The organism is Bradyrhizobium sp. Kon37, from assembly GCF_055807535.1.
Genome location: NZ_JBVVOY010000003.1, coordinates 554,587 through 572,517, shown reverse-complemented (window position 1 = coordinate 572,517; position 17,931 = coordinate 554,587). Strand labels below are relative to the sequence as shown.

At 64.1% G+C, this 17,931-nt stretch carries 18 protein-coding genes; 8 read left to right on the top strand and 10 right to left on the bottom strand.

Translation table 11 applies throughout. From position 1 onward, the window contains the following. Positions 1-13 precede the first annotated feature (13 nt). The gene (locus AC0L3J_RS10570; protein ID WP_456765510.1) at positions 14-6,301 is read right to left on the bottom strand and encodes a HAMP domain-containing protein; all 6,288 of its coding nucleotides are present in this window, start codon (positions 6,299-6,301) and stop codon (positions 14-16) included. Between the two features lie 279 nt (positions 6,302-6,580). On the opposite strand from AC0L3J_RS10570, the gene AC0L3J_RS10565 reads away from it, so the two are divergent. After that, positions 6,581-6,862: a hypothetical protein gene (locus AC0L3J_RS10565; RefSeq protein WP_456765509.1), complete on the top strand. Its 282-nt coding sequence runs from the start codon at positions 6,581-6,583 to the stop codon at positions 6,860-6,862. 17 nt (positions 6,863-6,879) lie between these two features. On the opposite strand, the gene AC0L3J_RS10560 is transcribed toward AC0L3J_RS10565, so the two are convergent. Then, complete coding sequence (locus AC0L3J_RS10560; RefSeq protein WP_456765508.1) at positions 6,880-7,392, bottom strand: DUF4142 domain-containing protein; 513 nt, start codon at positions 7,390-7,392, stop codon at positions 6,880-6,882. Positions 7,393-7,488: 96 nt separating this feature from the next. Here AC0L3J_RS10560 and AC0L3J_RS10555 point away from each other — a divergent pair, with 96 nt between their 5' ends. Both AC0L3J_RS10555 and AC0L3J_RS10550 read left to right on the top strand, forming a co-directional pair. Next, on the top strand, positions 7,489-7,683 hold the full coding sequence (locus AC0L3J_RS10555) for a hypothetical protein (protein ID WP_456765507.1): 195 nt from the start codon (positions 7,489-7,491) through the stop codon (positions 7,681-7,683). Positions 7,684-7,997: 314 nt separating this feature from the next. Continuing rightward, positions 7,998-8,204, top strand: a complete 207-nt coding sequence (locus AC0L3J_RS10550; RefSeq protein ID WP_007594775.1) for a hypothetical protein — start codon at positions 7,998-8,000, stop codon at positions 8,202-8,204. Between the two features lie 136 nt (positions 8,205-8,340). On the opposite strand, the gene AC0L3J_RS10545 is transcribed toward AC0L3J_RS10550, so the two are convergent. Beyond that, complete coding sequence (locus AC0L3J_RS10545; RefSeq protein ID WP_456765506.1) at positions 8,341-8,589, bottom strand: hypothetical protein; 249 nt, start codon at positions 8,587-8,589, stop codon at positions 8,341-8,343. 175 nt (positions 8,590-8,764) lie between these two features. Between AC0L3J_RS10545 and AC0L3J_RS10540 the strand changes: the two genes are divergently transcribed. After that, complete coding sequence (locus AC0L3J_RS10540) at positions 8,765-8,932, top strand: hypothetical protein (protein ID WP_473346850.1); 168 nt, start codon at positions 8,765-8,767, stop codon at positions 8,930-8,932. Here AC0L3J_RS10540 and AC0L3J_RS10535 read toward each other — a convergent pair. From AC0L3J_RS10535 to AC0L3J_RS10505, 7 genes are all read right to left on the bottom strand, one after another. Further along, entirely contained in the window at positions 8,929-9,417 is a 489-nt protein-coding gene (locus AC0L3J_RS10535) for a DUF3147 family protein (protein ID WP_456765504.1), read from the bottom strand. The two genes, AC0L3J_RS10540 and AC0L3J_RS10535, sit on opposite strands and share 4 nt — an antisense overlap. Next, positions 9,417-9,764 (bottom strand): DUF3147 family protein, encoded by a 348-nt coding sequence (locus AC0L3J_RS10530; RefSeq protein ID WP_456765503.1) that lies wholly within the window; start codon positions 9,762-9,764, stop codon positions 9,417-9,419. Before AC0L3J_RS10530 ends, AC0L3J_RS10535 begins: the two co-directional genes overlap by 1 nt. After that, a complete protein-coding gene (locus tag AC0L3J_RS10525; RefSeq protein WP_456765502.1) occupies positions 9,761-10,345 on the bottom strand; it encodes a phosphatase PAP2 family protein in 585 nt (194 codons plus the stop codon). Before AC0L3J_RS10525 ends, AC0L3J_RS10530 begins: the two co-directional genes overlap by 4 nt. 110 nt (positions 10,346-10,455) lie before the next feature. Continuing rightward, on the bottom strand, positions 10,456-11,346 hold the full coding sequence (locus tag AC0L3J_RS10520) for an SDR family oxidoreductase (RefSeq protein WP_456765501.1): 891 nt from the start codon (positions 11,344-11,346) through the stop codon (positions 10,456-10,458). Positions 11,347-11,567: 221 nt separating this feature from the next. Further along, a complete protein-coding gene (locus AC0L3J_RS10515; RefSeq protein ID WP_027516522.1) occupies positions 11,568-12,119 on the bottom strand; it encodes a DUF4142 domain-containing protein in 552 nt (183 codons plus the stop codon). 87 nt (positions 12,120-12,206) lie between these two features. Further along, entirely contained in the window at positions 12,207-12,434 is a 228-nt protein-coding gene (locus AC0L3J_RS10510; RefSeq protein ID WP_456765500.1) for a hypothetical protein, read from the bottom strand. A gap of 8 nt (positions 12,435-12,442) precedes the next feature. Further along, a complete protein-coding gene (locus AC0L3J_RS10505) occupies positions 12,443-14,230 on the bottom strand; it encodes a thiamine pyrophosphate-requiring protein (protein ID WP_456769689.1) in 1,788 nt (595 codons plus the stop codon). Between the two features lie 156 nt (positions 14,231-14,386). Here AC0L3J_RS10505 and AC0L3J_RS10500 point away from each other — a divergent pair, with 156 nt between their 5' ends. The 4 genes from AC0L3J_RS10500 to AC0L3J_RS10485 all read left to right on the top strand — a co-directional run bounded on the left by AC0L3J_RS10500 (position 14,387) and on the right by AC0L3J_RS10485 (position 17,915). Next, positions 14,387-14,761 carry a PRC-barrel domain-containing protein gene (locus tag AC0L3J_RS10500; protein WP_456765499.1) on the top strand — a complete coding sequence of 125 codons (375 nt, stop codon included), beginning with the start codon at positions 14,387-14,389 and terminating at the stop codon, positions 14,759-14,761. Between the two features lie 24 nt (positions 14,762-14,785). Further along, on the top strand, positions 14,786-14,944 hold the full coding sequence (locus tag AC0L3J_RS10495) for a hypothetical protein (RefSeq protein WP_456765498.1): 159 nt from the start codon (positions 14,786-14,788) through the stop codon (positions 14,942-14,944). Between the two features lie 200 nt (positions 14,945-15,144). Continuing rightward, positions 15,145-16,299 (top strand): HlyD family secretion protein, encoded by a 1,155-nt coding sequence (locus AC0L3J_RS10490; RefSeq protein ID WP_456765497.1) that lies wholly within the window; start codon positions 15,145-15,147, stop codon positions 16,297-16,299. Continuing rightward, entirely contained in the window at positions 16,296-17,915 is a 1,620-nt protein-coding gene (locus tag AC0L3J_RS10485) for a DHA2 family efflux MFS transporter permease subunit (protein ID WP_473346848.1), read from the top strand. The genes AC0L3J_RS10490 and AC0L3J_RS10485 overlap by 4 nt, the downstream gene beginning before the upstream one ends. The last annotated feature ends 16 nt before the right edge of the window (positions 17,916-17,931 follow it).

Here is a 17,931-nt window from a genome sequence, read left to right as displayed (position 1 = left end):
ACGGGCATCCAACTCAGCGGTGCAGCCACATGCGGATTGCAAGCAGCAATTGATCGGTGTTGACGGGTTTGGCGAGATAGTCGGACGCGCCGGCCTCGAGGCATTTCTCGCGGTCGCCCTTCATGGCCTTGGCCGTCAACGCGATGATCGGAAGACGGGCGAAGGTCGGATTTTCACGAATGACGCCGATGGTCTGGTAGCCATCCATCTGCGGCATCATGATGTCCATCAGCACGATGGCGATCTCCGGATTGGATTCAACCAAGGCCACCGCCTCGTTCCCGGTCGTGGCCGTCAGCACCTTCATGCCGCGCCGCTCCAGCACGCTCGACAGCGCGAAGATGTTGCGGGCGTCGTCGTCGACGAGCAGGGCGGTCTTGCCGATCAGGTCCTCGTCGGAACTGTTCAGCTTCTCGAGCATGCGCTGCTTCTCGACCGGCAATTCCGTGATGACGCGGTGCAGGAACAGCGCGGTCTCGTCAAGCAGTCGCTCCGGCGATTCCACGCCCTTGACCACGATGCTCCGCGCCATGGTGTGGAGCTCCGCATCTTCCTCGGCCGACAGCTCGCGGCCGGTGAAGACGACCACCGGAACGTTCGACAGTGCCTCGTCGTTGCGGATCTGGTCGAGCACCTCGAAGCCGGTCATGTCAGGCAGGCGCAAGTCGAGCACGACGCAATCACAGGGGGTCTCGCGCAGCATCGAGAGCGCGTCGGCACCGGTGCCGGTCGTCACGATCTCGATGTCGTCGTGGTGCAGGAGCTCGCGGATCGAGAGCTGCTCGGCCTCGTTGTCCTCGACGATCAGCAACCGCTTGCGCCGCGGTCGCGCATATTCCTTGATCTGGGTTAGCGCGGCCGAGACACCCTCGGTCGTCGTCGGCTTGTTGACGAAGGAGAAGGCGCCGCGCGCCAGCGCATGCTGGCGGTCCTCGTCGAGCGTGATGATCTGCACGGGGATGTGGCGGGTCAGCGGATTGTGCTTGAGCTGGCTCAGCACGGTCCAGCCGAGCATATCCGGCAGGAATACGTCGAGCGAGACGGCCCTCGGCTGGTACTGCTTTGCAAGTTCCAGCGCCTCCGCGCCGCGGGCGGCGACCAGCACCTTGAATCCCTTGTCGCGCGCGAGATCGACCAGCACGCGCGCGTAGTGCGGGTCGTCCTCGACGATCAGGAGGATGCTGTCGCCGGGTTCGAGGTTGAGCCGGTCGTCGGGAAGCTGCTCGATGACGCGCTGCGGTTCGGCTGTTGCGGGCTGCAGCGCCGGCGGCTGGCTCTGTTGAGGCGTCGCGCGGGGCGCGAGCGTCGGGCCGGAATATTTCAGCGGCAGGTAAAGCGTGAAGCACGACCCCTTGCCCGGCAAGCTGCGCAGGTGGATCTCGCCGCCGAGCAGGCTTGCGAGCTCGCGGCTGATCGCAAGGCCGAGCCCGGTGCCGCCATATTTGCGGCTAGTGCCGGCATCGGCTTGCTGGAACGCCTCGAAGATCAGCTTTTGCTTCTCCAGGGGGATGCCGATGCCGGTGTCGGACACTTCGAATGCGATCACGGCCGGCGCCGAATTCAGCACGGGATGATCCGTGCCCCAGCCGCCGACCGCGGCGGCGACCTTCAGGCGGACCTCGCCCTCGGCGGTAAACTTGAAGGCATTGGAGAGCAGGTTTTTCAAAACCTGCTGCAGGCGCTTGGAGTCGGTGACGAGGCTGCGCGCGAGGTTCGGATCGACGTCGATCTTGAACGACAGATTGCGGTTCTCCGCCTCGTGACGGAACGGCCGCCCGACCGTTTCGAGCAGGTTCGCAGTCAGGATTTCCTCGGCGTCGACCGTCACCGTACCGGACTCGATCTTGGAGAGATCGAGAATGTCGCTGATGAGATTGAGCAGGTCGGTGCCGGCGCCGTGGATGGTGCGGGCAAATTCGACCTGCTTGCCGGTAAGATTGCCGTCCGGATTGTCGGTGAGCTGCTGGCCGAGGATCAGGATCGAGTTCAGCGGCGTGCGCAGCTCGTGGCTCATATTGGCCAGGAATTCGGACTTGTACTTCGACGTCAGCGCGAGCTCGGTCGCCTTTTCCTCCAGTGCGCGGCGGGCCTGCTCGATTTCCTGGTTCTTGCGCTCGACTTCGACGTTGCGCTCGGCGAGCTGCTGCGCCTTCTGTTCGAGCTGGTCGTTGGTCTGCTGCAATTCGCGCTGCTGGGTCTGGAGCTCGCCGGCGAGCTGCTGCGACTGCTTGAGCAGGCCTTCGGTCTGCATCGTCGCCTCGATCGAGTTGAGCACGATGCCGATCGAGTCCGTGAGCTGCTCCAGGAAGGTCATCTGCGAGGTCGTGAAGGAGGTCAGCGAGGCGAGCTCGATGACCGCCTTGACCTGGCCTTCGAACAGCACCGGCAGCACCACGAGGTTCTTCGGCGCGACGCGAAGCAGCGCCGAATTGATCGGCACCACGTCGGGTGGAATGTCCGCAATCACGCGCGGGCGCCGGTCGAGCGCGCATTGGCCGATCAGGCCGTCGCCGAATGGCAGCACGCGCGGATACGGATAGACGCCGTCGCCGGCATAGGAGGCAAGCAGCAGGAGCCGCGGATTGTCTTCGTTCTCGACCTGATAGATCACGCCGGTATGCGCGTTCACCAGCGGCGACAATTCGGTCAGCAGCAGGCGACCGACGGTGGTGAGGTCGCGCTGGCCCTGAAGCATGTTGGTGAATTTCGCCAGATTGGTCTTCAGCCAGTCCTGCTCGGTGTTCACGTCCGTCGTGAGACGGAGATTGGTGATCATCGTGTTGATGTTATCTTTCAGCTCCGCGACTTCGCCGCGGGCGTCGACCTGGATCGACCGCGTCAGGTCGCCCTTAGTCACGGCGGTCGCCACTTCCGCGATCGCGCGCACCTGCGAGGTGAGGTTGGCCGCCAGCAAATTGACGTTGCCGGTGAGGTCCTTCCAGGTGCCCGCGGCGCCGGGCACGTCGGCCTGACCGCCGAGCCGGCCCTCGACGCCGACCTCGCGCGCCACCGACGTCACCTGGTCGGCGAAGGTCGCGAGCGTCTCGGTCATGTTGTTGATGGTGTCGGCGAGCGCCGCGACCTCGCCTTTCGATTTCACGGTGAGGTTCTGCTTGAGGTCGCCGTTGGCGACCGCGGTCACCACTTTGACGATGCCGCGGACCTGCTCGGTCAGGTTCGCCGCCATGAAGTTGACGGTGTCGGTGAGATCCTTCCAGGTGCCGGCGACGCCGGGCACCTGGGCCTGGCCGCCGAGTTCGCCTTCGGTGCCGACCTCGCGGGCAACGCGCGTCACTTCGCCGGCGAACGCGTTGAGCTGGTCCACCATGGTGTTGATGGTGTTTTTGAGCTCGAGGATTTCGCCCTTCACGTCGACGGTGATCTTGCGCGACAGGTCGCCGCGCGCGACGGCGGTGGTGACTTCGGCGATGTTGCGGACCTGGGTGGTGAGGTTCGCGGCCAGCAGGTTGACGTTGTCGGTGAGGTCCTTCCAGGTGCCGCCGACGCCGGGCACGACGGCCTGGCCGCCGAGCCGGCCCTCGGTGCCGACCTCGCGCGCGACGCGCGTCACTTCCGCGGCGAAGGAGCGGAGCTGCTCGACCATGGTGTTCAAGGTATCCTTGAGCAGCAGAATTTCGCCGCGCACGTCCACCGTGATCTTCTTCGACAGGTCGCCGCCGGCGATCGCGGTCGCGACCTCGGCGATGTTGCGGACCTGCGCGGTGAGGTTCGAGGCCATGAAGTTGACGTTGTCGGTGAGATCCTTCCAGGTGCCGGCAACGCCGGGCACCTCGGCCTGGCCGCCGAGCTTGCCTTCGGTGCCGACCTCGCGCGCGACGCGCGTCACTTCACCGGCGAAGCCGTTGAGCTGGTCCACCATGGTGTTGATGGTGTTCTTCAGCTCCAAAATCTCACCACGGACGTCGACGGTGATCTTGCGCGAGAGGTCGCCGCGCGCCACGGCAGTGGTCACTTCGGCGATGTTGCGGACCTGGGCGGTGAGGTTGCCCGCCATCGAGTTGACGCTGTCGGTGAGGTCTTTCCAGGTGCCGGCGACGCCGGGCACGTTGGCCTGACCGCCGAGCCGGCCTTCGGTGCCGACCTCGCGCGCGACGCGCGTCACCTCGCCCGCGAAGCGGTTGAGCTGGTCGACCATCGTGTTCAGCGTGTCCTTGAGCTGAAGGATCTCGCCGCGCACGTCCACGGTGATCTTGCGCGACAAGTCGCCGCCGGCGATCGCGGTCGCGACTTCGGCGATGTTGCGGACCTGGGCGGTGAGGTTGCCCGCCATCGAGTTGACGCTGTCGGTGAGGTCCTTCCAGGTGCCGGCGACGCCGGGGACTTCGGCCTGGCCGCCGAGCTTGCCTTCGGTACCGACTTCGCGCGCGACGCGCGTGACTTCGCCGGCGAAGGCGTTGAGCTGGTCCACCATGGTGTTGAGCGTTTCCTTCAGCTGAAGGATTTCGCCTGACACGTTGACGGTGATCTTCTTGGATAGATCGCCCTTGGCGACCGCGGTCGCGACTTCGGCGATGTTGCGGACCTGACCGGTCAGGTTCGAGGCCATCGAGTTGACGCTGTCGGTGAGATCCTTCCAGGTGCCGGCGACGCCGCGCACCTGGGCCTGGCCGCCGAGCTTGCCTTCGGTGCCGACCTCGCGGGCGACGCGGGTGACTTCGCCGGCAAAGGCGTTGAGCTGGTCCACCATGGTGTTGATGGTGTCTTTCAGCTCCAGGATCTCGCCGCGGACATCGACGGTGATCTTTTTCGACAAATCGCCGCCCGCGACCGCGGTCGTCACCTCGGCGATGTTGCGGACCTGCGCGGTGAGGTTCGAGGCCATCGAGTTGACGCTCTCGGTCAGGTCCTTCCAGGTGCCGGCGACGCCGAGCACGTTGGCCTGACCGCCGAGCCGGCCCTCGGTGCCGACCTCGCGCGCGACGCGCGTGACTTCGCCGGCGAAGGCGTTGAGCTGGTCGACCATGGTGTTGAGCGTTTCCTTCAATTGAAGGATTTCGCCCGAGACGTTCACCGTGATCTTCTTCGAGAGGTCGCCGCTCGCGATGGCGGTGGCAACATCGGCGATGTTGCGGACCTGCGCGGTGAGGTTCGACGCCATGAAGTTGACGTTGTCGGTGAGGTCCTTCCAGGTGCCGGCGACGCCCGGCACCTGGGCCTGGCCGCCGAGCTTGCCTTCGGTGCCGACCTCGCGCGCCACGCGCGTCACTTCCGAGGCGAACGAGTTGAGCTGGTCCACCATGGTGTTGATGGTGTCCTTCAGCTCCAGGATTTCGCCGCGCACGTCGACCGTGATCTTGCGCGACAAGTCGCCGCGCGCCACGGCTGTGGTGACGTTGGCGATGTTGCGCACCTGTGCGGTGAGGTTGCCGCACATCGCGTTGACGCTGTCGGTGAGATCCTTCCAGGTGCCGGCGACGCCTGGCACGATGGCTTGGCCGCCAAGCTTGCCGTCGGTGCCGACCTCGCGCGCCACGCGCGTCACTTCCGAGGCAAAGGAGCGGAGCTGGTCCACCATCGTGTTGATGGCTTCCTTGAGCTGAAGGATCTCGCCGCGGACGTCGACCGTGATCTTCTTCGAGAGGTCGCCGTTCGCCACCGCGATCGTCACCTCGGCGATGTTGCGAACCTGGTTGGTCAGGTTGTTCGCCATCGAGTTGACGCTCTCGGTCAGATCCTTCCAGACGCCGGTCACTTCCGGCACCTGGGCCTGGCCGCCAAGCTTGCCTTCGGTGCCGACCTCGCGCGCCACGCGCGTCACCTCCGAGGTGAACACGCCGAGCTGCTTGATCATGGTGTTGACGATGGTCGCCGACTGCAGGAATTCGCCGCGCAAGGGGCGTCCATCGACGTCGAGCTTGACGGTCTGGAGCAGGTCGCCCTGCGCCACGGCTGCGACCGCGCGCGTCACCTCGCGCGTCGGCCACAACAAATCGTCGATCAGCGTATTGACCGAGCCTTCCATGTCGGCCCACGACCCCGAGGCCAGGCCGAACTTCACGCGCTGGCGCGTCTTGCCCTCGCGGCCTACGACCTGGCCGACCAGCTCGAGCTGCTGCGCCATGCGCTGATTGGCGGCGATGATGTCATTGAAGGTGTCGGCGAGCTTGCCGTCGATGCCGAGATAGTCGCCGCTCATGCGCACGGAGAAATCGCCGTTGCGCATGGCCTGCAGGGCCAACAGCAATTCCGCCCGGGAATCAGGCTCGGACATGCCGTTGGTTTTTGGCTTTGGAACGCGACGACCGGAACGTGATGCAGATCCGGGATCGAGGTCGCTCATAATTTGTCCCCCGCAGGCGTCGGCCGATTCCCAGGCAAGACGCGGATTATCAAAATAGAGCGTCAGCCAAATTCGAAATCAAGCGCCAACGTCACGGCGCCCGGAAGTGGAACCTGCTTTGCTCAGCCCGATTAATCTAAGTGCCATCCCCCGGAATGGTTCCATCCGGTTCCAATATTTCCAGGTCGGCAGATCGGTTCGTTTCAGCGACTTGGTCATCTGCCTTCCGGAACGGAGCGCCGGGCGTGCCGTTAGCCCGCAGATGCAGGGAGAGCGCACATGAAAGCAGGATTTGCCGTCATCGGGACCGTGATGTTGTTGGCCGGATCGGCGTTCGCGCAGGGCGGGGCCCCGAGCGGGCGCGGGGCCGTGACCGGCGATCCCGCCGCAAGCTCCGCCACCCCACGCGCGGACACACCAACCACGGGTACGTCGGCCCGGTCTAATCCCAGCGGTAGCGGCACGTCGAGTTCGGGTGGCAAGGATGACAATGGGGACGCCGGCCGCGACAAGATGCTGGAGGGCAACCGCAGCGCGCAGCCGAAGAGCGGGCCAAAGTAAGGAGTTGCTTGGCAGCCCTACTTGTCCGCCATGGTGCGCTCGGCGTCCTTGACCTGCGAGCGCAACATCGGGAGCTGCTCGCGCGCGAAGGCTGCAAGCGCGGCATTATCAGGCGCCTTCAGATAGCGCTCGAGCAGATCGATCACCGATTCATACTCGGGAATCTGCGCGGCATAGAAGCTTCTGACGAAAGTCGGTCCGTCCGAAGTTTCGGGCTCGACCAGGCTCGCGCTCGCCGGGGTCGTCTTGGTGACGCGCGGTTCGGTGCCGATCGCCTCCTGAATCCCCTTCAGGGCCTTGTCGCGCCGGGCCGCTTCTTCGGCGCGCAGGGCGGCGAGGTTCTTGACCTCGGCATTGCCCTTCAGGTCGGTACTCTCCAGCAGGCCCTGCTGGAAGCGGCTGAAGCTGTAGAGGTCGCTGATGGTCTCCGTTGCAGTCGGCGTGCGGCCGGCCGGCCGCCGCTCTCCTGTGCTGTCGGCAAGCGCTGCCGTGCTGATGAACGCCAAAACTATCGCGAGAAGAATCCGCATGGATGTCCAATGGCGGACGGCAGTCGAAAGTTCCGCAGATGTTACCATCCGGTAAGGGCGGTTGCGACGCGACGGTTCCGTCCCCAATTCATCTTCATGAAACAGTCCGAGATCTTCAGGGATAACGCCGACAACTGCCTCCAGCTCGCTGAGCGCGCCGAAGGACAGCCGTCACACAATCGTTTTCTGCGCATGGCGAATGCGTGGACGGCACTTGCCGACGAGCAGGATTGGCTCGACGGCGAGGTCCCGCCCGTTCCAGCCCGCATCCGTCAAAAGCAGGATGCGTAACGCTCTCGTTTCGTGGATCTACGTGTGAGACTGCTCACGGACGGCAAGCAGGATCATTCGTAACAGTCGATCGCGTTGATTTCCTATTCCAGGAGGTTTTTGCAATGGCTCCACGTCTGGCTCTTCTTTCGCTCATCCTCGCCTTTGGGGTGTCGGTCGCGTTCGCCACGGTGACGACGGTGCGGCAGGTGCATCATGAAAATGCATCGGCCCCGGTGCACTCAGCGCACAGTTAGCGGTCTGATCTCGCGGGTCGGAACCTTCGACGCTCCGGCGCGTAAGCGCTTCGAGACAGCAACGAGGCGAGAGCTATCATGGCCCATTCCGACCAAGGCATCATCAGAGATCAGCGCGGTGAACAGCAGCCGCGGGACAAGCAGCGTGCGCAGACCGTGCACAAGTCGGAGCCAAAGGGCTCGCCCTCTCGCGAGGCCACGCGCGATCCCAAGCTGAATGACAACAGCAAGACGCCCGGCTCCGGCATGGCGCCGGATGATTCCGGCGACGCGCCGAGCGGCTAATTCCATCAGGAACGAATTCGCACGTAAAGAGTCGAGGGATTGCTTCCGGTTGTCATGCCCCCGGTGATCCGGAAGTAATCTCCAAGGACGGCCCCGGCACCCGTGCCGGGGCCGTTTGCTTGAGCATCAGGCTGGACTAATCCTCGGCATCGCCCTGCGGATGGGGTTGCGTGTGGCCGTCCGGGCCGCGGCCGAAAACTCCGAACCGGCTCGATTTGACATTAGGCCCTGCATCGACAGCGGCGGTGGCCAGTCCGAGCTTGAGGAGCTCGCGCACAGCCGCGGCTCGCGTCGGCATGCGATGTTTGAACCGAAAGTCGTCCACCGCGGCCAGTTCTTCCGGTGACAGCATGACCTGGAGCCGCTCGGCGCGAAGGTCGTTCATGATCAATCATCCAAATGAGCAAGTTGAGTAGTTTACTCAACGAACTCATTCCACCGCGGTTCCATAAGATGCTTCTATGACGCCAAGTTAGCCAAAAAATACAGCAAAATCAATAAGTTATATGATGCAAAGGCTCTTGGGCAGGTGTATGCTCCCGGCAAATGGGAGAGACGTCATGACGAACGAAGTCAGATTCCTGCGTAACCATATCGACGAGAGCGAGGCACCCAAGCCGGTGCGCCCGAGCCACCAGAAGGTCATCGAGCAGGTCGAGCGCTGGGCCAACAGTTCGGGCCTTCAACCGCCGAGTTTGCAGCCGTCGACGCATGCCAAAGCGGGCTAGCGCTTCGTAAGGGGAGAGCCCTTTGCTGATAGCGAATGGGCTGATTGGTGCGGTTTGCGGGAGACGATGCGCAGCTTGCGCCTGAGCCACCAGGCCAATACCGAAACGACGGCCCAGGCTATCAACGCGGCAGCGAAAGCGCCCGGAACGCTCGCGGCCACGGTGAAATGAAAGACGGCGGCGAATGCCAGGAGACCGATGCTTCCCCAGGCAGCGCCAGCCGCGTCGAGCGCGGCGGCCTCTTGCCCGCGGCGCGTGCCGCTGAGGCCGGCCTTCTCCTTGGTGCGGCGTTCATGGCTTTCGACCAGCGTTGCGCTGGCGCAGAAGATTGCGGGAAGCGCAAGGAAAAGTCCGCCGACGGACACACCGAAGCGCGCTCCCAGAACCCCCGTGAGCACGGTCGCCAGGCCACCGAGCAGGAAACGAATGCCGTATTCGTACCAGCGTGTCTGCTTCAGCGCGGAGAGCGACAGCTTGACCGGCATCAGGCCGCACCTCCGAAGCCGGCGAGCAGGCCGAAGGCGACTGCAAGCCACACGATAACAGCGAGGACGGTCGCGGGCAGCGCGGACAGACGGTATCTGATCAGCAGATGGCAGACGACGACGCTGTAGCAGCCGAGCGCGACCGCGCCGTAGATCATGGTCCAGCTTTCGGCCGCGGCATATTGCGGGCCGTGCTGGACGACGGCGATGCCGAGCGTGGCCAGCGCAACCGACGGCGCTGCGCCGAGCAACCCCGCAAAGCTCTTGGGTTTGAGCATATCGCCTAAGATCGCAAAAGCGGAGACGATGATGCCACCGGCGATGAAGCGCACGACATATTCGGTCACGGCCGTTTCCGCCAATTGATCTGCTTGCGAAACGATTGCGTCAGTGTCCATGGCCGCAAGAGTCTCTCGACGGCCGCGCCAAGCGCAAAGCCTGCGATCACGTCGCTTGCCCAGTGTGCGAGCACCGCAATCCGTGTCAGCGACAGCGCGATCGCGGCCGTGCGCAGCAATCGGCGCGGCGTCTTCGGCAGCAACCCCGCCGCCGAGGCAAGTGCGCCCATATGGACCGCGTGACCGGACGGGAAGGCGTCGCGCGCCCGTCCTGAAACGGGTACTCCATGCCCGTGCCCGCGTATGGTCAGCCGGTCTGGCCTGGTCTGATTGAACACGGATTTCAGGACATGCGGCAGGACGGCCGTCGCGAGCGACACGGCGAGGACGTGGTTTGCCACGGGCCGCTGTTGCGGCTGCCGAATCTGAGTATAGAGCCAGCCTAGTGCGGCCAGCGCGAGCAGCACGTGCTCGTCGGCGGCCCAGGTTAACGTCTGCGCCGTGTGCTCGACGCCTGAATTGGTGTGATCAGCGATCGTATCCGCGATCGCGGTGTCGATCCGGCTGGGTTTGACCTCTACCAATGCCATCGGTCTGCAAGCGTGATGTCCTTTATGACAGTTTTGTAAAGCCTGGACACAAAGAAGGTTCCTGGCTCTGCCTCGAGACATCAGCCTGCAGCCAAGACCAACTCGCGTGACTACGGCTGTCCCGACCCACCAGCGGACCCATAGACCTGGCCGGTCGCATAGCTCGCGTCGGCCGCGGCAAGCTGCACGTAAATCGAGGCCAGTTCGGCGGGCTGGCCGGGACGGCCGAGCGGCGTCATGCCGCCGAATTTTTCGAGCTTCTCCATGGTGGCGCCGCCGGAGACCTGGAGCGGAGTCCAGATCGGTCCCGGGGCGACGCCGTTGACGCGGATGCCCTTCGAGGCGAGCTGCTTCGCCAGCGACTTGACGTAATTCATCGTCGCCGCCTTGGTCTGCGCATAATCGTAGAGATCGGGGGAGGGATCGTACGCCTGCTCCGACGTCGTGCCGATGATGGACGAGCCGGGCTTCAAATGCGGCAGCGCCGCCTTGATGATCCAGAACGGCGCATAGATGTTGGTCTTCATGGTCGCATCGAAATCTTCCGAGGAGACGTCGAGAATGGACGCACGTGTCTGCTGCCGCGCCGCGTTGCAGACAACGATATCGAGTCCGCCGAGACCTTGGACGGCCTGCTCGACCAGCTTCTTGCAGAAAGCCTCATCCTTGAGGTCGCCAGGAATCGCAAGCCCGGTACGCCCTTCCTTCTTGATCAGCGCGATGACGTCCTGCGCATCGGGCTCTTCCGCCGGCAGATAGTTGATGGCGACGTCGGCGCCTTCGCGCGCGTAGGCTATCGCAGCGGCGCGGCCCATGCCGGAATCGCCACCGGTGATCAACGCCTTGCGTCCGGCGAGCCGGCCGGAGCCCTTGTAGCTGGTCTCGCCGTGATCCGGGGGCGGCTCCATCTTGCCGGCGAGGCCAGGCCAGGGCTGCGACTGCTTCTTGAACGGCGGCTTTGGAAAGCGGCTGACGGGATCGACGAGTTTCTGCTCAGCCATGGACGCGTCTCCTTTCGCTGTCGAAGAGGCCAGCGAAGCAGCAGCAAGCGTTGCGCTCGCCGCTTGGACGACGTGCCGGCGGGAAAGTGAAGTCTTGTCTTGATACGTCATGGGGGGCTCCGCGCTTTTGCGAACGCCAATGCGCGGCGCGAGGCATCGTTGCTAGACGAGAGGACGCCGGAAGGTCCGGCGTCCTCAAACAAAGTTTACTTGAAACAAGTTTACTTGGTCTGGCCGACGCTCGGTGCCTTGCCGAGCTCCTTGGCCATGTCGAGATGGTGTTTGAGCGCGGGCAGCGTCTTGCCGGCCCAATCCTTCAGGTCGGAATTGTCGCCGCCCTTGGCGTAACGCTCGAACAGCGAGACCGCGTCCTCATGGGCGCTGACCTGGTACGAATTGTAATCCGAGCTGAAGTCCTTGCCATTCGCGCTCTTGAGCTTGTCGAGCTTGCTCTGGTGCGAGCTGTCGAGCGCTGTCGGCAGGGTCGCCTGCACCTTGCCGCCGCTGACCAAGCCCTTCAGTTCGCTGCTGGTCTTGGTGTGGTCGGTCACCATCTGTTGCGCAAAAGTCTTTTCCTGCGCGTTGCCCTTCTGCTCGGCGAGCTTGCTCGACTCGATTTCGAACATATCGCTGATGGCGACTTCCTTGACGAAGTCGGCGGTGGCAGGCGCGACGCCGAGCGCCGAGTTGACGCCGGTTTTTTCCCCGAGCGACTGGGCGAGTGCGGGGCCTGCGAGAAGCACGCAGGCAGCTGCGATGATGGTACGTTTCATGGTCCGGTCCCTCCGGCTGTCGCGCGGCAGGGTGCCGCGCGAATGTTGCGCCGACTAACCCCCACCATAGGCCGAGGTTCCAAATGGTCAGTCCGTCGGTTTCCTGCCACTACGGGGATTGATTGGATCGGTCGCCTTGCGCCGCAGCCGTTCGGGCAGGAAGGGCTCGGCGGACGTTGCCGACGCCTCGGCGCGCACGTCGGCATGATGCTGCGCCCGTTCATGCGGCGTACGTTTGTCATCGACCTTCCGCTTCACGTCGAGGCCATCCACGGGATCGTTGACGCCGTGCTGGATATCGCGGAAATCGCTCATGCTTCACCTCATTCATTTCCAGGCAGGATCTTTTCGAGCACCTGTCGCGCCGCCCCCTTGATCATTCCGCTCTCGTTGGGATCGCCCTTCAGCAGCGCAAGAGAGAAGTTCTTCGCCTGCTGCAAGGTGATGTGCGGCGGCAGCGGCGGCACTTCGGGGTCGGTCTTCACCTCCAGCACCACCGGCATCTCGCTCGCCAGCGCCTGGTCCCAAGCCGAGCCTAGTAGCTGCGGGCTGTCCACATAGATGCCGGAGAGGCCGATCAGCTCGGCAAAGCGCGAATAGGACACGTTCGGGATGCGCTGCGATGCCTCGAATTTCGGATCGCCGTTGATGATGCGCTGCTCCCACGTCACCTGGTTGAGGTCTTCGTTGTTGAAGACGCAGACGATGAAGCGTGGATCCTTCCAGTTGCGCCAATATTTCGCGGCGGTGATCAGCTCGGCCATGTTGTTCATCTGCATCGCGCCGTCGCCGACGAGGGCAATCACCGGGCGATCGGAATGGGCGTATTTCGCGGCAAGCGCATAGGGCACCGCGGCACCCATCGAGGCGAGGCCGCCTGAGAGCGAGGCCGTCATGCCGCGGCGTATCTTCAGGTCGCGCGCGAACCAGTTGGCGCAGGAGCCGGAATCGCTGGTGATAATGGCACGGTCGGGCAGGCGGGGAGACAGCTCCCAGGCGACGAGCTGCGGATTGACCGGTGCGGCCGGTTGATGTGCCCGATCATCCAGCGTCTTCCACCATTTCGCGACGTCGTCCTGGATACCCTGGCGCCAGGCGCCGTCGGTCTTAGGTGCGAGCCGCGGCAGCAGGGCGCGCAGCGTCTCGGCGGCATCGCCGACCAGGCCGACCTCCATGGGAAAGCGGATCGACATCATGCTGGCGTCGATGTCGATCTGCACGCCGCGCGCCGCGCCTTCCTTCGGCAAGAACTCGGAATACGGAAACCCGGAGCCGACCATCAGCAGCGTGTCGCATTCCATCATCAGGTTGTAGCTGGGCTCGGTGCCGAGCAGGCCGATCGAGCCGGTGACCCAGGGGAGATCGTCAGGGAGCACCGCCTTGCCGAGCAGCGCCTTGGCGCAGCCGGCGGACAAGCGGTCGGCGACCGCGATCACCTCCTCGGTGGCGTGGAGCGCGCCGGCGCCGACGAGCATCGCGACCTTCTTTCCGGCGTTGAGTACCTCGGCGGCACGGTCGAGGTCAGCGTCACGAGGCTTGATGCTTGGCGCGCTATAGCCGATGCCGGAGTGCAGAGTGCCATGAGCGCGCGGCGGATCCTCGTAGGGCGCCTCCTGGATATCGTTGGGCAGGATGATCACCGTTGGCGTCCGCCGGGCCAGCGCGATCCGGATCGACCGATCGATCAGATGCCGGATCTGCGCCGGCGAGGATGCCTGCATGACATAGGCGCCAGCCACGTCCTTGAACATCGAGACCAGATCGAGTTCCTGCTGATAATGTCCGCCCAGTGCATTGCGTGCCTGCTGACCGACGATCGCGAGCACCGGCTGGTGATCGAGCAGGGCATCGTAGAGCCCGGTGATCAGATGCGAGGCGCCGGGGCCCGAAGTTGCGATGCAGACTCCGACCTGGCCAGAGAACTTCGCATAGGCCGACGCCATGAAAGCGGCCATCTCCTCATGCCGCGCCTGGACAAAGCCGATCTTGCCCTCAGCGCGCTGAAGGGCGCCGAATACGCCGTTGATGCCGTCGCCGGGATAGCCAAAGAGGTGGCGCACGCCCCATTGATGCAGGCGTTGAACGATGAAGTCGGAGACGGTCTGGGACATCGAGGGCGGCCCTTCGCTTTCCGGCATTTGGTTTCCGGGATTTGAAGTTGAGAGAACCGCCCGTTTCCGGCGATGTTCCTCAAGTCTGACGGAACATGCCGGAACGATCGCGCACGTCTTCGGGTTGTCTCCACACTGGCTGAGTGGAGAATTGAGATGTTGAATCAGGGCGAACTGGACCAGGACGAAATGGGTCGGTTGATCGGCAGCGACAAGGTCGAGGGAACATCGGTCTACGGCGCCGATCGCAACAAAATCGGCTCGATCGAACGCGTGATGATCGACAAGATCAGCGGCAAGGTGTCTTACGCCGTGCTCGGCTTCGGCGGATTTCTGGGCCTCGGCAACGACCACTATCCGCTGCCGTGGCAGTCGCTGAAATACGACACGGAGCTCGGCGGTTACGTCACGGGCATCACCACCAAGGAACTGGAAGGCGCGCCGAAATACGGCGAACGGAGTGATTGGAACTGGGGTGATGACGCCGCGGTTCGCGGCATCAACTCCTATTACGGCGTCCCCTTCGCGTAAGCGTTTCCACCGAAAGGAAGCTCGATGAGCGAGGAACCGCCTAACGACGATCCCAGGCAGCAGAGCGACTGGGGTTCGCACAAACAGACGGACAAGCCCTGGAAGGGCACTCCGGAAAAAGAGCAGGGATCGGACGAGGTGAAGCCCGATCTCGAGAAATGGCACGCGACGAAGACGCACTGAGACGAGGTGCCGTTCCCATGAGACGTCGAGGCGAGCGCGGCACCCACTGTGCCGCGCTTCTATTTTGGGCAGGGCGTTCACGAACGCGATGGTGCTCGCAACAAGCGGAACCATGATCAGGAGTTGCAGTTGGGCTCGCGGCGCGTGAGCGGCTTTTGGCGGCTCTGCCGTCAGTTTGATCCCCGAGAAAGGTGTTCACCGTGGATGCTCAGACCCGGGAGCGTGGGCCGTCCGCGGAGCAGCCGCAGAGGGCGAAGGAAGCTCCAAAGACCTCTCCCGATCAGCCCCGTGACGCCGAGGACCAGAAGCCGGCGAAGGCGCCGTCGCTGCGAGAGCGGATTCGCGAGCATTGGTTGCTGGCAACCGTTGCCACGATCGTCTTGCTCGCGGCCCTGATCGGCGGATTGCTCTACTGGCTCCAGGTACGCCACTATGAATCCACCGACGATGCCTTCGTCGCCGCGCGCAGCTTTTCCGTGGCCTCCAAGGTCGGGGGCTACGTGACCGACATCCCGGTCACGGACAACCAGCATGTCAACGCCGGGGACCTTCTCGCCAAGATCGACGAGCGCGACTATCGCATCGCCATCGATCAGGCCAATGCGCAGGTCGCAGTCGCCAGGGCGAACATCGCCAATGTCGAGGCGCAGATCGTTTCGCAGCAGGAGCAGATCAAGCAGGCGGAGGCGCAGCTCGAACAGGCCCAGGCCCAGCTCCAGTTCTCGCAGGAAGAATTCGCGCGCGCCCAGGATCTGGTCGAGAAGGGCGCCGGCACCGTGCAGCGCCAGCAGCAGACCCGCTCCGATCTTCAGGCGCAGCAGGCCAACACCGAGCGCGCGAAGACCGCGGTGACGGCCGCGCAAGTCGGCATCAAGACGCTGCAAGCGCAGCTCGAGGGCGCCCGGGCGCAGCTCGAGCAGTCGCAGGCGCAGCTCGATCAGGCCAAGCTGAACCTGCAATATACCAGCGTCGTTGCGGCGCAGTCCGGTCGCGTCGTCAAGCTCAGCGGCGCCAAGGGCACCTTCGTCAACGCGGGCCAGAGCCTGATGATGTTCGTGCCTGACGAGGTCTGGATCGTCGCCAACTACAAGGAGACGCAACTCAACGACATGCGGCCGGGCCAGCCGGTCGAAATCCGCATCGACGCCTATCCCGGGCGCAAGCTCACCGGCCATGTCGAGTCCGTGCAGCCGGGCTCCGGCACCGCGTTCAGCCTGCTGCCGGCAGAGAACGCCACTGGCAATTACGTCAAGGTAGTGCAGCGCGTGCCGGTGAAGATCGTGGTCGACAGCTGGCCGGCCGATCTGCCCGTCGGTCCCGGCATGTCGGTCGTGCCCTGGACCAGGGTGCGATGACGGACACGACGCAAGGCGGCGCGTCCGCGGGCGGCTGGTCGCCGGAGCGCTCGGCAGCGGGTGGTCACAATCCCTATCTCATCGCGTTCGTCGTCTCGATCGCGACCTTCATGGAGGTGCTCGACACCACCATTGCCAACGTCGCCTTGCGTCACATCGCCGGTGGGCTTGCCGTCGGCATCGACGAGAGCACCTACGTCATCACCAGCTATCTCGTCGCCAACGCCATCGTGCTGTCGATCTCGGGCTGGCTGTCGACGGTGATCGGCCGCAAGCGCTTCTACATGATCTGCGTTGCGATCTTCACGGTCTCCTCGCTTTTGTGCGGCTTTGCCTGGAATTTGCAGGCGTTGGTGCTGTTCCGCATACTTCAGGGCCTTGGCGGCGGCGGCATGGCGACCAGCGAGCAGGCGATCCTCGCCGACTCCTTCCCGCCGCACAAGCGTGGCCAGGCTTTCGCGATCTATGGCGTTGCCGTCGTGGTCGCGCCCGTGGTCGGTCCGACGCTCGGCGGCTGGATCACCGACACCTATACCTGGCACTGGGTGTTCCTGATCAACGTCCCCATGGGAATGCTGTCGCTGTTCCTGGTCGGCACGCTGGTCAAGGAGCCGTCGGGCGCGGAGGAGGAGAGGGAGAAGCTGCTGAGCAAGGGCCTGCGGGTCGACTATGTCGGCTTCCTGCTGGTCGCGATCGGGCTCGGCTCGCTCGAATACGTGCTCGACGAGGGCCAGCGCAGCGACTGGTTCGGCTCGAACGTGATCGTGTTCTTTGCGGTGCTTTCGGCCGTGTCACTGCTTGCGCTGATCCCGTGGGAGCTGACGCGCGAGGATCCCATCGTCGATCTCCGCCTGCTCGGCCGCCGCCAGTTCGCCGCCTGCTTCCTGGTCATGCTGGCGACCGGCGCGGTGCTGATCTCGACGACGCAGCTTTTGCCGCAGCTGCTCCAGAGCGATTTGAACTACACCGCGATGCTGGCGGGTCTCGCACTGTCACCGGGCGGAATCGCGACCCTGGTGCTGATGCCGGTGGTGGGCCGTCTCGTCAGCAGCGTGCAGCCGAAATACCTCATCATGTTTGGTGCCACCATCGTCGCGTTCTCGATGTGGCATCTCACGGGCCTCACCGGCGACATCACCTACGGTTATGCCGCGATGTCGCGCATCTTCCTCGCGCTCGGTCTGCCTTTCCTGTTCCTGCCGGTCACGACCGCGTCCTATGACGGCGTGCCGCCGGACAAGACCAACCAGGCCTCGGCGCTAATCAACGTCGCCCGCAATATCGGCGGCTCCATGGGTGTCGCACTGGCGCAGACAATTCTGGCGCAGCGCCAGCAATTCCACCAGAGCCGCCTGATCGAGCACGCCGCGCCATCGGATATCGGCTACCAGCAGACCATCGAGACGATGACCCGCTTCTTCCAGGCCCAAGGCTCGAACGCGAGCGATGCGGCCTCGCAGGCGGTCGCCTGGGTCGGCCGCACCTTGCAGCACCAGGTCGATTTGCTCGCCTATATCGACGTGTTCTGGACGCTCGCGATTATCGCGGTGCTGATGATCCCGACTGCCGCGGTGCTGCGCCCGATCAAGCTGGGCGCCCCTGCGCGGGGGCATTGAGCCAACGACCGTTCGG

Bases quoted from the DNA above. Each gene is read 5' to 3' on its own strand.
- AC0L3J_RS10570 (WP_456765510.1), bottom strand. From the start codon at position 6,301: ATGAGCGACCTCGATCCCGGATCTGCATCACGTTCCGGTCGTCGCGTT.
- AC0L3J_RS10565 (WP_456765509.1), top strand. From the start codon at position 6,581: ATGAAAGCAGGATTTGCCGTCATCGGGACCGTGATGTTGTTGGCCGGA.
- AC0L3J_RS10560 (WP_456765508.1), bottom strand. From the start codon at position 7,392: ATGCGGATTCTTCTCGCGATAGTTTTGGCGTTCATCAGCACGGCAGCG.
- AC0L3J_RS10555 (WP_456765507.1), top strand. From the start codon at position 7,489: ATGAAACAGTCCGAGATCTTCAGGGATAACGCCGACAACTGCCTCCAG.
- AC0L3J_RS10550 (WP_007594775.1), top strand. From the start codon at position 7,998: ATGGCCCATTCCGACCAAGGCATCATCAGAGATCAGCGCGGTGAACAG.
- AC0L3J_RS10545 (WP_456765506.1), bottom strand. From the start codon at position 8,589: ATGAACGACCTTCGCGCCGAGCGGCTCCAGGTCATGCTGTCACCGGAA.
- AC0L3J_RS10540 (WP_473346850.1), top strand. From the start codon at position 8,765: ATGACGAACGAAGTCAGATTCCTGCGTAACCATATCGACGAGAGCGAG.
- AC0L3J_RS10535 (WP_456765504.1), bottom strand. From the start codon at position 9,417: ATGCCGGTCAAGCTGTCGCTCTCCGCGCTGAAGCAGACACGCTGGTAC.
- AC0L3J_RS10525 (WP_456765502.1), bottom strand. From the start codon at position 10,345: ATGGCATTGGTAGAGGTCAAACCCAGCCGGATCGACACCGCGATCGCG.
- AC0L3J_RS10520 (WP_456765501.1), bottom strand. From the start codon at position 11,346: ATGGCTGAGCAGAAACTCGTCGATCCCGTCAGCCGCTTTCCAAAGCCG.
- AC0L3J_RS10515 (WP_027516522.1), bottom strand. From the start codon at position 12,119: ATGAAACGTACCATCATCGCAGCTGCCTGCGTGCTTCTCGCAGGCCCC.
- AC0L3J_RS10510 (WP_456765500.1), bottom strand. From the start codon at position 12,434: ATGAGCGATTTCCGCGATATCCAGCACGGCGTCAACGATCCCGTGGAT.
- AC0L3J_RS10505 (WP_456769689.1), bottom strand. From the start codon at position 14,230: ATGTCCCAGACCGTCTCCGACTTCATCGTTCAACGCCTGCATCAATGG.
- AC0L3J_RS10500 (WP_456765499.1), top strand. From the start codon at position 14,387: ATGTTGAATCAGGGCGAACTGGACCAGGACGAAATGGGTCGGTTGATC.
- AC0L3J_RS10495 (WP_456765498.1), top strand. From the start codon at position 14,786: ATGAGCGAGGAACCGCCTAACGACGATCCCAGGCAGCAGAGCGACTGG.
- AC0L3J_RS10485 (WP_473346848.1), top strand. From the start codon at position 16,296: ATGACGGACACGACGCAAGGCGGCGCGTCCGCGGGCGGCTGGTCGCCG.